Genomic DNA, 13392 nt, shown 5'->3' with positions numbered 1-13392 from the left:
CCGGGTGCGGGTCTCGTTCCAGCGGCTGGCCGGCATCGGACCCGGAGGCCGATGGAACGCGCCGCGAGCTGCTCGATGATGAGCCACATGGACATGGAGCAGGCACCTTCCCCCGCCGTACCCGTCACGGCGGCGCCCCGTTGGGCGGTCCGGGCCGCGCACCTGACCGCACTGGTCGTCCTGCCGAGCGGGTTGTGGCGCGTCGCCCTGGTGCTCGGACACCCCGCCGGCTACACGGAGGCGGGCTTCGTGCCGTTCGAGACGTTCGGTGCCAAGGTCTGGATGCTGGCGCTCAGTGTGCTCTGCGAGCTGGCCGCGCTCCTGACGATCGGCCTGGTTCGTCCGTGGGGCGAGGTCGTACCGCGCTGGATACCGCTGATCGGCGGGCGTGCGGTCCGCCCCATGGCCGCCGTCGTGCCCGCCGCCGTCGGCGCGGTGGCGCTGACGCTGATGTGGGCCAACGTCCCCTGGTGGTGGACGTACCCGCACGAGGACATGACGTCCACCGGCAACCTCGTCGTCGGCGTCCTCTACCAGCCGTTGGTCCTCTGGGGACCGCTGACCGCGGCCGTCACTCTCTCCTACCACCGTCGCCGGCGCGCCGCGCGGGGCCGGGATCAGGTCGGCTGAGTCCGCGGCGGGTCCGGTCGTCGCTGCCCGTCAGCCCGTCGAAGGTCACCGGCGCCTCGAAGGCCGCCCGGCGGGTGGCGCGGCGGAGGGCCTTGAGGATCGGGGGGCCGAGGGTGGCGGTCAGGAGGACCGTGACGACGGCGCGGCCGGTGTCCCAGCCGAGGGACGTGGCGAGGCAGTACGCCGTGAAGCGGGCCAGGTTGGTGGCGAGGCCGGCGTCGGGGGCGGGGCCGAGGTTCGTGGTGGCGGGGTCCAGGAAGGGCCAGCCGGCCATGTTCATGATGGTGCCGTAGGCGAGCGCGGCCAGGGCGCCGTACGCGGCGAGCAGGGCGAGTTCGGCCCGGCCGCGCAGGCGGTCGGGGAAGGGCAGCAGGCCCGCGCCCATCGTGAACCAGCCCATCGAGAGCATCTGGAACGGCATCCAGGGCCCCACCCCGCCGGTCAGCAGCGCCGAGGCGAACATCGTGACCGAGCCGAGCACGAAGCCGAAGCCCGGGCCGAGGACCCGGCCGCTGAGGACCATCAGGAAGAACATCGGCTCCAGGCCCGCCGTCCCGGCGCCCAGCGGACGCAGTGCCGCGCCCGTCGCCGCCAGGACGCCCAGCATGGCCACCGCCTTCGGGCCGAGGCCCGACTCCGAGATGGTCGCCGCGACGACGGCCACCAGGAGGACCAGGACGCCCGCGAAGAGCCACGGCGCGTCCTGCGCATGCGCGTTGACCTGCGCCGACGGCGGCGCCAGGAACGGCCAGCCGAACGCCGCCACGCCCACCGCGCTGACCAGCGCGAGGGCGGCGACGGAGCGCGGGCCCAGGCGTATCGCGCGGGTCATGCCAGGGCCTCGCGGACGTGCGCGACCGTCAGCCAGCGTTGCGGGGCCAGCACCTTCGCCACCTGCGGCGCGAAGGACGGGGAGGCCGTGACGACCTCCGCCGCCGGACCGTCGGCGATGACCTCGCCCTCGGCGAGCAGCACCACACGGTCGGCCAGCTCGGCGGCAAGTTCGACGTCATGGGTGGCCAGCACGATCGCGTGCCCCTCGGCGGCGAGGGTGCGCAGGATGCCGGCCAGGCGGGCCTTGGCCGCGTAGTCCAGGCCCCGGGTCGGCTCGTCGAGGAGGAGCAGCGGCGGGCGGGCGGCGAGGACGACGGCGAGGGCGAGGGTGAGGCGCTGGCCCTCGGAGAGGTCGCGCGGGTGGGTGTCGTCGGCGACGCCGGGCAGCAGGTCGTCCAGGAGGGCGCGGCAGGTGCCGGGCTCGGCGTGCGCGTCCTGGTCGGCGGCCCGGCATTCGCCGGCGACCGTGTCGGCGTAGAGCAGGTCGCGCGGCTCCTGCGGGACCAGGCCGACCCGGCGTACCAGGTCGCGGGGCGCGGTGCGGTGCGGCGCGCGGCCGCCGACGCGGACCGTGCCGGAGGTGGGGGCGAGGAGGCCGACCAGGGCGGAGAGGAGGGTGGACTTCCCGGCGCCGTTGCGGCCCATGAGGGCGACGGTCTCGCCGGGGGAGACGGTGAGGCCGACGGCGCGGAGGGCTTGGACCCGGTCGCGGCGTACGGCGAGGTCGCGGACCTCGGCGACGGGGTCCGCGGGTGGCGGCGCGGGTCGGCGCGGGGCCTCCCGGCCGGCCAGTCGCTCCCGCAGCGGGGCCGCGCGGCGGCGGGCGTCGCGGACGGTGAGCGGCAGGGGCGACCAGCCGGCGAGCCGGCCCAGCTCCACCACCGGCGGGTACACCGGTGAGACGGCCATGACCTCCGCCGGGGTGCCGACGACGGCCGGGGCGCCGGGGGAGGGGAGCAGGACGACCTGGTCGGCGTACTGCACCACCCGCTCCAGGCGGTGCTCGGCCAGCAGGACCGTCGTCCCCAGGTCGTGCACGAGGCGCTGGAGGACCGCGAGGACCTCCTCGGCGGCGGCCGGGTCCAGCGCGGAGGTCGGCTCGTCCAGGACCAGCACGTCCGGGTGCGGGGTGAGGACGGAGCCGATCGCCACGCGCTGGCGCTGGCCGCCGGAGAGCGTGGCGATGGGGCGGGCGCGGAGGTCGGCGAGGCCGAGGAGGTCGAGGGTCTCCTCGACGCGGCGGCGCATCACGGCGGGCGGGACGCCCAACGACTCCATGCCGTACGCGAGTTCGTCCTCGACCGTGTCGGTGACGAAGTGGGCCAGCGGGTCCTGGCCGACCGTGCCGACCACGTCGGCGAGGTCGCGCGGCTTGTGGGTGCGGGTGTCGCGGCCCGCCACCGTGACCCGGCCGCGCAGGGTGCCGCCGGTGAAGTGCGGGACCAGGCCGCCGACCGCGCCCAGCACGGTGGACTTGCCCACGCCCGACGGCCCGGCGAGGAGCACGAGTTCGCCCTCCGGGACCTCGAAGTCGATGCCCTGGACGGCGGGTTCGGCGGCGCCGGTGTAGGTGACGGAGACGTCCTCGAAGCGGATCACGAGGGCTCCTTGCGGGAGGTCGGGGGTGCGGGGGTGACGAAGGCCGGGAGCAGGCCGAGCAGGACCGCCGCGGCCGGCCAGAGGGGGAGCGCGGGGGCGGTCAGCGGGACCACGCCGGGGTGCAGGGCCGCCGGGTCCCGGGCGCCGGCCAGGAACATCAGCGCGGCCACCGCGACGCCGGACCCGGTGACCAGCCAGGCGCGGGCGTCCCAGCGGTCGGGGCGGTACCGCGTACGCAGCGAGCGGCGACCGCCGAGCCAGAGCCCGGCGCAGGCGGCGGCGAGGCCGGCCAGCAGCACGGGGACGCCGTACGTGCCCCCGGCGGCGGTCAGCAGGCCGTACGTGCCCGCGCAGACGCCGAGCAGGCCGGTCAGGGTGAGGCCGGTGGTGAGGCGGCGGACGCGGGCGGGGACCTGGGCGGTACGGCCGTAGCCGCGGGCGTCCATCGCGGCGGCGAGCGCGACGGAGCGCTCCAGGGCGCCCTCCAGGACGGGGAGCCCGACCTGGAGCAGCCCCCGTACGCCCTTGTCCGGGCGGCCCCGCAGGCGGCGGGCGGCGCGGAGGCGGTGGACGTCGGCGATGAGGTTCGGGGCGAAGGTGAGGGCCACGACCACGGCCACGCCGGCCTCGTAGAGGGCGCCGGGGAGGCTCTTGAGGAGGCGGGTGGGGTTGGCCAGGGCGTTCGCGGCGCCCACGCAGAGCAGGAGCGCGGCGAGCTTCATCGCGTCGTAGAGGGCGAAGGCGAGGCCCTCCGCGGTGACGCGGCCACCGAGGCGGATGCCCTGCGCCCAGGCGGGGAGGGGGACTTCGGGGAGGGTGAGGAGGGTGTGGGTGCCGGGGATGGGGGAGCCGAGGAGGGCGGTGAAGGCGAGGCGGACGGCTATGACGGTGAGGGCGAGTTTGGCGAAGGCGGAGTAGGAGCGGGCCCAGGGGGCGGTGGGGCGGCGGGCGATGACGACGTATGTCGATACGGCGGTGAGGAGGGCGAGGAGGAGGGGGTTGGTGGTGCGGGTGGCCGCCGTGCCGAGGGCCAGGGCCCAGAGCCACCAGGCGCCGGGGTGCAGGGGGGTGGGTGCGCGGCCCGGCGCGGACGGGGTGCCTCCCCCAAGCTCTCCGAGCAGGGGGGACCCCCAGCCCACCCGTGCCGCCCCAGCGGCACGACTGCCCGCAGGCTTACGCATGGCGGCGGCGCCTCGCCTGCCAGGCCGCTGCTCCTCCCAGGGCTGCCACCGCGGCGACGCCGGCGATGAGGCCGACGGAGGGACCGCTGTCCCGGCCGTCACCCCCGCTCTCGGACATCTGCTCGCCGCACCCCGTCCTCGGATACCCCGCGATGGCGCAGAGCAGGGCGTTGGAGTCGTAGCGCAGCGGGCGGGCCACGGCGGCGAGGGCGTCGGCGGCCGTCGCGTCGGGGGCGACGCGGGCGCAGGCCGTGCGGGCGGCCGGGGGGCGTTCGCCGGACGGGGCGTCGGCGGCGGTGCCGAAGTCGAGGACGAGGGCGACGCGCTTGCTGCCCTCCTTCACGGGCGTCCGCGCGCAGATCGAGGCGAAGTCGGCCGCGCCGCGCGGCCGGGTCGCGTCGCCGGAGTCCTCGCTGACGGCGAACCGGAAGCCCTGGACGTCCCCGTCGGCGGGGCGGGTGGTGGAGGGGCCCTGGGTGGCGTAGGTCCAGTGGTCGCCGGCGCGGTCCCAGAAGGACCAGTACCGGTACCCGGCGGCCTGCGCCTGGCCCGCGCCGGCGAGGAAGAGCAGCGAGGTCAGGAGCAGGAGGAGGACGCGGCGCGGCGTCACGGCCGCGGGCTCTTCTTGTTGCGGCCGCTGAGCAGGAACCCGATGCCGATGCCGAAGACGAGGCAGACGCCGACGAACCACCAGACGCCGAACCCGGAGCCCTCGTCCTTCTTCTCCTGAGGCTTCTCCTGAGCCTTCTTCTCCTGCGGCGCCGGGCCGGTCGCGTTGAGCTGCGTCACCAGGTCGGCCTCGCCGAAGTGGCGGGGGTCGCTGCCGGTGGCGTGGGCGGCGAGGATGAGCTGGGCGTAGGCGGCGGGGCCGCTCTGCTTCGCCCAGGCGGCGGAGTTCTGCTCCAGCCAGGCCAGCGGCTTCGCCGCCTTGTCCGCGCCGCCCTGTGCCGCGAGGGCGACGACCGCGTCGGCGGTGTTGCCGTAGTCGGGCTGGGGGTCGGCGCCGGCGAGGGCGGAGGTGAGGTGGCCGTCCTTGGCGAGGGCGCGGGTGAGGTAGCCGGCCCCGTGGGCGGCGCCCTGCGCGGGCGTCTTGGCGCCGCAGCCGTCCGCGTTCCCCGTCGCCTTGCCGGCCTCGGCGACCAGCCCCTTGCCCAGCGCGCCCAGGACGGCCGCCGCCGTGGCGTCCGGGTTGGCGACGAGCTTGCCCTTGTCGGGCTGGAAGGCGAAGGCCCCGGCGTCCTTGGCGGCCGTGCCGCAGGGCAGGGCGAAGGTGAGCAGGGCGTCGGTCGGCTTCTTGCCGCCCTTCACCACACTCCCCGGATCCGTCCCGGCCGCCGCGAGCGCGCCGATGACCACGGACGTGGAGTTGGCGTCGCTGGGGCCACCGGCGTTGTACCCCCACCCGCCGTCCTTGTTCTGCACGCCCCGCAGCCAGCCCACCGCACCCTTGACCACGTCGTCGTGCCCGCCCAGCGCGGCCAGCGCCTGCACGGCGGCGGCGGTGCTGTTGGTGTCGGTCACGGTCTTGGCGTCGCACGCCTTGGCCGGGTCGGGCCGGAAGGCCGGGAAGGCGCCGTCGGCACACTGCTGCGAGGTCAGCCACTCCACGGCCTCGGCCGCCGGGGTCACCTTCACCGTGTGCTGCGCGAGCAGCGCGAGGGACTGCCGCCAGACGCCGTCGTACTGCGGATCGCCGCTGCCGTACAGCCCGTCCGGCGTGGACGCGGAGGGCGAGGGACCGGCGGCGACGGCGGGCACCGCCCCGACACCGGCCACGGCTATGGCGGCCAGCACGGCGACGGCACTGCGACGGACGTTCATGATCGGCGGATGCCTTTCGTACGAGGGTTGCCGGCCCCGTACTCAGGGCGGGACTGCGGGCCAGCGCCGGGATCACGCCGGTTCCACCACATACGGGCACGCTGACGACCCGGTCACTTTACCCGGCCGGTCCCGGCACCCAGCGGCCCCGGTTCGCTCAGGTCTCCGCCAGGTCGCCGTCAGGCATCCGTCAGGTCGAGCAACCGGCACGCCGTCTCGATGTCCGCCCGGACCTCGGCGATGGACGACCGGCCCGAGAGCCAGGTGAGCAGGGTCGAGTGCCAGGTGTGTTCGATGACCCGGATCGCGGAGAGCCGGCCGGGGGTCGGCGGGGTCGGGGAGGCGATGGCGTCGAGGATGAGGGCCGTCGTGCGGTGGGAGATCCGGTCGACCTCCGGGGAGACGCTGCGGTCGGCCGAGGTGAGGGCGCGGGTCATGGCCTCGGCGAGGCGGGGCTCGCGTTGCAGGGCGGCGAAGGCGCGCATCAGCGTCTCGGCGACGCGGGCCGAGGGGGTGGGGGCCGTCGGGGGGCTCTTGCGGAGGGTGCGGTGCAGGTGGGCCAGCTGGTCCTGCATCGTGGCGACCAGGAGGTGGACCTTCGAGGGGAAGTAGCGGTAGAGGGTGCCCAGGGCGACCTGGGAGGACTCCGCGACCTCCCTCATCTGCACGGCCTCGTAGCCGCCCCGGGCGGCCAGGCGGGCGGTGGCCCGGAGGATGCGGGCGCGGCGGGCCGCCTGGCGGGCGGTGAGGCGGCGCGCGGGACCCGGGTCCGGCTCGTCCGCGCAGGGCACCTGGGGCATCTGGGGCACCTTCCTCCGCGCCGTGGCGGGAATCACCCGGGCCACCGGCCCGACCGCTCCTACCTGCCGGTAGATTCAGAGGCTCCGAACGATCAGTTCTGAAACTTGTTCTACATTATCGTCCCGGCGTACCCTCGCGGGACGGCGCTGCGAGAAGGGGGCCCAGAGTGACCGCTGAGGCCAGTCGGGACCTTGCGGGAGACCGGGCGCTCCGCATCGCCCTCCTGACGTACAAGGGCAACCCGTTCTGCGGCGGCCAGGGCGTCTACGTCCGGCACCTCTCGCGGGAGCTGGCCCGCCTCGGGCACCGGGTCGAGGTCATCGGGGCGCAGCCGTACCCCGTCCTCGACCCGGGGCTCGACGGGCTGCGGCTCACCGAGCTGCCCAGCCTCGACCTGTACCGCCAGCCCGACCCCTTCCGCACGCCCGGGCCGGGCGAGTACCGCGACTGGGTCGACGCCCTCGAGGTCGCCACCATGTGGACCGGCGGGTTCCCCGAGCCGCTGACCTTCTCCCTGCGCGCCCGCCGCCATCTGCGGGCGAGACGCGGCGACTTCGACGTCGTGCACGACAACCAGACGCTCGGGTACGGGCTGTTGGGCGATCTCGGCGCGCCCCTCGTGACCACCGTCCACCACCCCATCACCGTCGACCGGCAGCTCGAACTCGACGCCGCCGAGGGGTGGAAGCGGAACCTGAGCGTGCGGCGCTGGTACGCCTTCACGCGGATGCAGAAGCGCGTCGCCCGCCGGCTGCCCTCCGTGCTCACCGTCTCCGGGTCGTCCCGGCAGGAGATCGTGGATCACCTCGGGGTGCCGGAGGGCCGCGTCCACGTCGTGCACATCGGCGCCGACACCGGCCTCTTCTCACCCGACCCGTCCGTGCCCAAGGTGCCCGGCCGGATCGTCACCACCTCCAGCGCCGACGTGCCGCTCAAGGGCCTGGTCTTCCTGGTCGAGGCGCTCGCGAAGGTGCGCACCGAGCAGCCCGAGGCCCATCTGGTCGTCGTCGGCAAGCGGCCCACCGAGGGGCCGGTCGCCCAGGCGATGGAGCGCTACGGGCTCGAAGGCGCCGTGCGGTTCGTCAAGGGCATCTCCGACGCCGAGCTGGTCGACCTCGTCCGCTCGGCCGAAGTCGCCTGCGTGCCCTCGCTCTACGAGGGGTTCTCGCTGCCCGCCGCCGAGGCCATGGCCACCGGCACGCCGCTGCTCGCCACCACCGGCGGCGCCATCCCGGAGGTCGCCGGACCCGACGGCGAGACCTGCCTCGCGGTGCCGCCCGGCGACGCCGGCGCGCTGGCCGCCGGGCTGAAGCGGCTGCTCGGCGACGACGACGGCGCGGGCGAGCTTCGCCGGCGCCTCGGCGCGGCCGGCCGCGAGCGCGTGCTGCGCCGCTTCACCTGGGCCCGCGCCGCCGAGGGCACCGTCGCCCGCTACCGCGAGCTGCTCGACGGGCCCGCGACCGGCGTGACGCCCACGCCCACCTCCACCCCCACCGGTGTCCATCCCGAAAGCAGGGCCACGTGCTGACCGTCGACTTCTCCCGGTTCCCGCTCGCCCCGGGGGACCGCGTCCTGGACCTCGGCTGCGGTGCCGGCCGGCACGCGTTCGAGTGCTACCGGCGCGGCGCCCAGGTCGTCGCGCTGGACCAGAACGGCGAGGAGATCCGCGAGGTCGCCAAGTGGTTCGCGGCGATGAAGGAGGCCGGCGAGGCCCCGGCCGGCGCCACCGCCACCGCCATGGAGGGCGACGCGCTCGCGCTGCCCTTCCCGGACGGCTCCTTCGACGTCGTCATCATCTCCGAGGTGATGGAGCACATCCCCGACGACAAGGGCGTCCTCGCCGAGATGGTGCGCGTCCTCAAGCCGGGCGGCCGCATCGCCGTGACCGTGCCGCGCTACGGGCCCGAGAAGGTCTGCTGGGCGCTGTCCGACGCGTACCACGAGGTCGAGGGCGGCCACATCCGCATCTACAAGGCCGACCAGCTGCTCACCCGGATGCGCGAGGCCGGGCTCAAGCCGTACGGCAGCCACCACGCGCACGCGCTGCACTCGCCGTACTGGTGGCTCAAGTGCGCCTTCGGCGTGGACAACGACAAGGCGCTGCCGGTGCGCGCGTACCACAAGCTGCTCGTCTGGGACATCATGAAGAAGCCGCTGGCCACCCGCGTCGCCGAGCAGGCGCTGAACCCGCTGATCGGCAAGAGCTTCGTGGCCTACGCGACCAAGCCGCACCTGCCGCCGGTGGACGTCGCGTGACGGCGTCCCGCACCCCCCGCACCGAACACCTCGTCCTGCCGGGCGTGCTGACCGCCGGCGAGGCCGCCGAGACGGTGCGCGGCATCCTCGGCGTGCAGCGGGCGGACGGGGCGATCCCCTGGTTCCGGGGCCACCACCTCGACCCGTGGGACCACACCGAGGCCGCGATGGCCCTGGACGCGGCCGGCGAGCACGAGGCCGCCGAACGCGCCTACGCCTGGCTGGCCCGGCACCAGAACGCCGACGGCTCCTGGTACGCGGCCTACGCCGACGGCGACTTCGCGGACGTCACCGACCGGGGCCGGGAGACCAACTTCGTCGCCTACGTGGCCGTCGGCGTCTGGCACCACTACCTCACCACCGGCGACGAGGCGTTCCTGGAGCGGCTGTGGCCGGTCGTCGTGCGGGCCGTGGAGTGCGTGCTGCGGCTCCAGCAGCCCGGCGGGCAGATCGGCTGGCGGCGCGAGGACGACGGCACCGCGACCGCCGACGCGCTGCTGACCGGCAGTTCGTCCATCCACCACGCGCTGCGGTGCGCCCTTGCCATCGCCGAGCAGCTCGAAGAGCCTCAGCCGGACTGGGAGTTGGCGGCGGGGGCGCTGCGGCACGCCATCCGGCGGCACCCGGAGCGCTTCCTGGACAAGGGGCGCTACTCGATGGACTGGTACTACCCGGTCCTCGGCGGCGCGCTGACCGGCACCGAGGCCCGCTCGCGCATCGAGGAGAGCTGGGACCGCTTCGTCGTGCCCGGGCTCGGGGTGCGCTGCGTGGTGCCCAACCCCTGGGTGACCGGCGGGGAGTCGGCCGAACTCGCCCTCGCCCTGTGGGCGGTGGGGGAGTCCGACCGGGCCCTCACGATCCTGCAGTCCATCCAGCACCTGCGCGATGCGGACAGCGGCCTGTACTGGACGGGGTACGTCTTCGAGGACGCGGCCATATGGCCGCGCGAGCTGACCACCTGGACGGCGGGCTCGCTGCTGCTCGCGGTCGCCGCGCTCGGCGGCCACGAGCCCACCTGCCAGGTGTTCTCCGGCGAGCACCTGCCGCGCGGCCTCGACCCGGACTGCTGCGTCTGACCTGCGGGCCGGGAGGCCGGGTGGCCTGGGTGGCCCGTCAGCGCAGGCGGCCGGCGATGGCGTGGCCGACGAAGAGGTACACCACGGCGGCCAGGCCGTAGCCGGCGACGACGCGCTCCCACTCCTCGTCGAAGGTGAAGAGGTCACGCGACCAGCCGGCCAGCCAGGCCGCCGCGTCATGGACGAACTTCACCAGGTCGTTGGCCCGGTTGGCGTCCAGCAGGTACATCAGGATCCACAGGCCGATGATGAACGCCAGGATGTCGGCGACGACCGCGACGGCTCTGCCCGCCGAGTTGGAACCACCGTGATATCTAGACATGCCCTCCGTATGGCCCGGGACGGGCCCCGGAAACCTGTGCGAACGGCCCCTGCCCCGGACGTGATCCGGGGCAGGGGCCGTTGCCGGTGACGCGGTCAGCCGCGCTGGATTCCGGAGGTGTCCTGGAGGACGCCGCGGCGGCCGTCCTGCGTCTGGGCGACCAGGTTGGCGCCGCGCTGCTCGACGGCCAGGTACCAGGTGCCCGGCGCCAGTTCGGCGATCGGCGACGGCGAGCCGTCCTCCCCGAACAGCGGACGCGGCACCGGCACGGCGAACCAGAACGGGGAGAAGTCCCCGGCCGGCTGCGCCTGGCCCGGACCCGGCTGGCCGGGCTGCGGCTGACCCGGACCCGGCTGGTTCGGACCGGGCTGGTTCGGCTGCGGCTGGCCCGGCTGCGGCTGACCGCCGCCGAAGGGCTGGCCCTGCTGGCCGTGACCCGGCTGACCCGGTTGACCCGGCTGACCCGGGTGGCCCGGCTGCGGCTGCCCCGGCTGGCCGCCGTACGGCTGCTGCTGCGCGCCCGGGTAGCCGTAACCGCCCTGCGGCTGACCGCCGTAGGGCTGCGGCGCGGCGGGGCGGGAGGCCGGGACCAGGGGGGCCTTCAGGGCGGGGACCAGCGGGGTGGCGATCGCGGCGGCGGCCATGACCAGCGTGGCGATGAGCGCGAGGATCAGGCCGATCCCGGCCGACGGGCCGTCGTTGCCGAAGCCGCCGCCGAGGTTGTCGACCGCCCCGCTCGGGTCGAAGACGTTGCCGAGCGCGGTCCACGCCGCGAACAGGGTGAACGCCGCACCGAACGGCACCAGTTCCAACCCCGCGACCTTCTTCGGCTGCGGCAGCGCGTGGCCCACGACGACGAGCGCGGCGCCGATGATGCCGGCGAGCACGACGCCCATCAGCACCGGACCGCTCCCCCACAGGTTGGGCAGGTCGAAGCCGTCGGGCGTGTTGTCGAACGAGTAGATGTCGAGGAACGACGCGATGAAGAGCAACACCGCTGCTCCGATCACCACGCCGTCGCCTCTAGTGAGGGAGCGGATATTCACTTCAGGTCCTTCGCAGGTCGTCTCGTCGTCGTCGGTACCGGCGTCGCTGACACCGACCGACGACACTATCGTCCGCGCCTTCGAGCTGTCCCTCGGGATCCGCGGGCTGATCGTCAACCGCGCAGGAAACTCACGATTCCCTCGGACATCCCCTGCGCGGCCTTCTGCCGCCACGCCCCGCTGGTCAGCAGCGCCGCGTCCTTGCTATCGCGCATGTTGCCGCACTCGATGAACACCTTGGGAACCGTTGACAGATTGAGACCACCCAGGTCGGTGCGGGTGACCAGGCCGGTGCCGCCGCCGACGTAGTTGGACGGCGCGCTGCCGGTGGCCCGCACGAAGTTGCCCGCGATCCGCTCGCCCAGGTCGGCCGAACGGCCCACGATAGGGCGGGTGTCGGCGGCCCCGCCGTGCACCGATCCGGGCAGGATGACGTGGAAGCCGCGGTTGCCGGCCGCCGAGCCGTCGGCGTGGAGGGAGATCGCCGCGTCGGCGTGCGCCTCGTTGCCGATCCGGGCCCGCTCGTCCACGCAGGGGCCCCAGGGCCGGTCGCCGTCCTGCGTCAGCTTCACCGTGGCACCCTGCGCCCGCAGCAGGTCGCGCAGCCGGTGGGCCACGTCCAGGGTGAACTCCGCCTCCGGCCACCCCGCGTTGGTGGCGGTGCCGGTCGTGTCGCACTCCTTGCTGCTCGGGCCGATCTCGACCTGGCGGTTGATCTCGGCCGGGTGCTTGAAGTTGCCCGGGTTGTGACCCGGGTCGATGACCACGACCTTGCCCGCGAGGGGGCCCGAGGCGGGCGGCTGCGCCGGCTTCGACCCCGGCTTCGATGCCGACGGGGACGTGCCGGTGGGGCGCTTGCCGTCGTCGGTGGCCCCGGGGGAGCGCGAGCCCGGGGAGGAGGCCGGCGGGGTCGACGACGCGACCGCCCCGCCGGTGTCGTCCGTACCGCCCCCGACGGCCGCGTACACCCCCCAGCCGAGCAGCGCGCCCGTGACGAGCGCGGCGAGCGCCACGGTCAGCGGGCGGCGCAGCGGGGAGCGGCGGGCGGGCTGGGGAGGATCGAAGTCCGGGCCTTTGTACGACACGCCAGCCACCCTACGGCCGGTGACGGCCGGAGCGATGAGTTTCCCGGGCCGCGCCGGTCTACCCTGCCACGACCCCATGAGGAGGAGAGCCATGCCCCAACTGCTGCGGGTGCAGAACTTCAACGTCTCGAGCGACGGCTACGGTGCCGGTACCGGGCCGACCCTGGAGCGGCCGTTCGGCCACGCCGACCCGGGGGAGATCTTCTCCTGGGCCGGTGCCACCGCGAGCTGGCCGATGCGCACCGACCCCGGCGGCAGCCGCGGCCTGGACGACTACCTCACCCGCGACTACGCCCGCAACATCGGCGCCGAGATCATGGGCCGGGGCAAGTTCGGCTACCAGACCGGTCCCTGGGAGAACCTTGAGTGGCAGGGCTGGTGGGGCGAGGAGCCGCCCTTCCGTACCCCGGTGTTCGTGCTGACCCACCACACGCGCCCGTCGATCACCCTGGCCGACACCACCTTCCACTTCGTGGACACCGACCCGGCCACGGTCCTCGCGCAGGCCAAGGAGGCAGCCGGCGGCAAGGACGTCCGGCTCGGCGGCGGGGCCACCACGATCCGGGAGTTCCTGGACGCCGGCCTCGTGGACACCTTGCACGTCGCCGTCTCGCCACGGAAGCTCGGCGAGGGCTCGCGGCTGTGGGAGTCGCCGGACGAGCTGCTCGACCGCTACCACTGCGACATCGTCCCGAGCCCCGGCGGGAAGGTCACGCACCATCTCTTCTGGCGCAGGTGACC

General features: G+C 74.7%; 14 protein-coding genes. 5 read left to right on the top strand and 9 right to left on the bottom strand.

The window, feature by feature from the left end; all coding sequences use genetic code 11:
- The first annotated feature begins 87 nt into the window (after positions 1-87).
- The gene (locus tag ACGFZL_RS00700; RefSeq protein WP_393687903.1) at positions 88-630 is read left to right on the top strand and encodes a hypothetical protein; all 543 of its coding nucleotides are present in this window, start codon (positions 88-90) and stop codon (positions 628-630) included.
- Here the strand turns inward: ACGFZL_RS00700 and ACGFZL_RS00695 are convergent.
- The 6 genes from ACGFZL_RS00695 to ACGFZL_RS00670 form a co-directional block, all read right to left on the bottom strand.
- A complete protein-coding gene (locus ACGFZL_RS00695) occupies positions 572-1462 on the bottom strand; it encodes an ECF transporter S component (RefSeq protein WP_393687901.1) in 891 nt (296 codons plus the stop codon). The two genes, ACGFZL_RS00700 and ACGFZL_RS00695, sit on opposite strands and share 59 nt — an antisense overlap.
- Complete coding sequence (locus tag ACGFZL_RS00690) at positions 1459-3063, bottom strand: ABC transporter ATP-binding protein (protein ID WP_393687899.1); 1605 nt, start codon at positions 3061-3063, stop codon at positions 1459-1461. Before ACGFZL_RS00690 ends, ACGFZL_RS00695 begins: the two co-directional genes overlap by 4 nt.
- The gene (locus ACGFZL_RS00685; protein ID WP_393687897.1) at positions 3060-4244 is read right to left on the bottom strand and encodes an energy-coupling factor transporter transmembrane component T; all 1185 of its coding nucleotides are present in this window, start codon (positions 4242-4244) and stop codon (positions 3060-3062) included. The genes ACGFZL_RS00690 and ACGFZL_RS00685 overlap by 4 nt, the downstream gene beginning before the upstream one ends.
- Positions 4237-4854, bottom strand: a complete 618-nt coding sequence (locus tag ACGFZL_RS00680) for an SCO2322 family protein (RefSeq protein WP_393687895.1) — start codon at positions 4852-4854, stop codon at positions 4237-4239. The genes ACGFZL_RS00685 and ACGFZL_RS00680 overlap by 8 nt, the downstream gene beginning before the upstream one ends.
- Positions 4851-6065, bottom strand: a complete 1215-nt coding sequence (locus tag ACGFZL_RS00675) for a prenyltransferase/squalene oxidase repeat-containing protein (RefSeq protein WP_393687893.1) — start codon at positions 6063-6065, stop codon at positions 4851-4853. Before ACGFZL_RS00675 ends, ACGFZL_RS00680 begins: the two co-directional genes overlap by 4 nt.
- Positions 6066-6244: 179 nt before the next feature.
- Complete coding sequence (locus tag ACGFZL_RS00670) at positions 6245-6865, bottom strand: TetR family transcriptional regulator (protein WP_393687891.1); 621 nt, start codon at positions 6863-6865, stop codon at positions 6245-6247.
- Between the two features lie 167 nt (positions 6866-7032).
- On the opposite strand from ACGFZL_RS00670, the gene ACGFZL_RS00665 reads away from it, so the two are divergent.
- From ACGFZL_RS00665 to ACGFZL_RS00655, 3 genes are read left to right on the top strand one after another with little or no spacing between them, the layout of a single operon-like run.
- The gene (locus ACGFZL_RS00665) at positions 7033-8394 is read left to right on the top strand and encodes a glycosyltransferase family 4 protein (protein ID WP_393687889.1); all 1362 of its coding nucleotides are present in this window, start codon (positions 7033-7035) and stop codon (positions 8392-8394) included.
- Positions 8388-9122, top strand: a complete 735-nt coding sequence (locus ACGFZL_RS00660; protein WP_393687887.1) for a class I SAM-dependent methyltransferase — start codon at positions 8388-8390, stop codon at positions 9120-9122. Before ACGFZL_RS00665 ends, ACGFZL_RS00660 begins: the two co-directional genes overlap by 7 nt.
- Positions 9119-10198 carry a prenyltransferase/squalene oxidase repeat-containing protein gene (locus tag ACGFZL_RS00655; protein WP_355166669.1) on the top strand — a complete coding sequence of 360 codons (1080 nt, stop codon included), beginning with the start codon at positions 9119-9121 and terminating at the stop codon, positions 10196-10198. Before ACGFZL_RS00660 ends, ACGFZL_RS00655 begins: the two co-directional genes overlap by 4 nt.
- A gap of 37 nt (positions 10199-10235) precedes the next feature.
- Here the strand turns inward: ACGFZL_RS00655 and ACGFZL_RS00650 are convergent, their stop codons facing one another.
- From ACGFZL_RS00650 to ACGFZL_RS00640, 3 genes are all read right to left on the bottom strand, one after another.
- Complete coding sequence (locus ACGFZL_RS00650; RefSeq protein WP_355166671.1) at positions 10236-10520, bottom strand: hypothetical protein; 285 nt, start codon at positions 10518-10520, stop codon at positions 10236-10238.
- Positions 10521-10615: 95 nt separating this feature from the next.
- Positions 10616-11566, bottom strand: coding sequence for a DUF5336 domain-containing protein (locus ACGFZL_RS00645; RefSeq protein WP_393688640.1), 951 nt, complete (start codon positions 11564-11566; stop codon positions 10616-10618).
- Between the two features lie 113 nt (positions 11567-11679).
- Positions 11680-12651 (bottom strand): N-acetylmuramoyl-L-alanine amidase, encoded by a 972-nt coding sequence (locus ACGFZL_RS00640; RefSeq protein WP_393687884.1) that lies wholly within the window; start codon positions 12649-12651, stop codon positions 11680-11682.
- 91 nt (positions 12652-12742) lie between these two features.
- On the opposite strand from ACGFZL_RS00640, the gene ACGFZL_RS00635 reads away from it, so the two are divergent.
- Complete coding sequence (locus ACGFZL_RS00635; protein WP_393687882.1) at positions 12743-13390, top strand: dihydrofolate reductase family protein; 648 nt, start codon at positions 12743-12745, stop codon at positions 13388-13390.
- The last annotated feature ends 2 nt before the right edge of the window (positions 13391-13392 follow it).

This window comes from Streptomyces sp. NPDC048182 (assembly GCF_043202555.1).
Classification (GTDB): Bacteria; Actinomycetota; Actinomycetes; order Streptomycetales; family Streptomycetaceae; genus Streptomyces.
This window is presented reverse-complemented; position numbering and strand designations above follow the sequence as displayed.

What these genes read in the sequence shown, in the direction of transcription:
- ACGFZL_RS00700 (WP_393687903.1), top strand. Translation starts at nt 88, where the DNA reads ATGGACATGGAGCAGGCACCTTCCCCCGCCGTACCCGTCACGGCGGCG.
- ACGFZL_RS00695 (WP_393687901.1), bottom strand. Translation starts at nt 1,462, where the DNA reads ATGACCCGCGCGATACGCCTGGGCCCGCGCTCCGTCGCCGCCCTCGCG.
- ACGFZL_RS00685 (WP_393687897.1), bottom strand. Translation starts at nt 4,244, where the DNA reads ATGCGTAAGCCTGCGGGCAGTCGTGCCGCTGGGGCGGCACGGGTGGGC.
- ACGFZL_RS00675 (WP_393687893.1), bottom strand. Translation starts at nt 6,065, where the DNA reads ATGAACGTCCGTCGCAGTGCCGTCGCCGTGCTGGCCGCCATAGCCGTG.
- ACGFZL_RS00670 (WP_393687891.1), bottom strand. Translation starts at nt 6,865, where the DNA reads ATGCCCCAGGTGCCCTGCGCGGACGAGCCGGACCCGGGTCCCGCGCGC.
- ACGFZL_RS00650 (WP_355166671.1), bottom strand. Translation starts at nt 10,520, where the DNA reads ATGTCTAGATATCACGGTGGTTCCAACTCGGCGGGCAGAGCCGTCGCG.
- ACGFZL_RS00635 (WP_393687882.1), top strand. Translation starts at nt 12,743, where the DNA reads ATGCCCCAACTGCTGCGGGTGCAGAACTTCAACGTCTCGAGCGACGGC.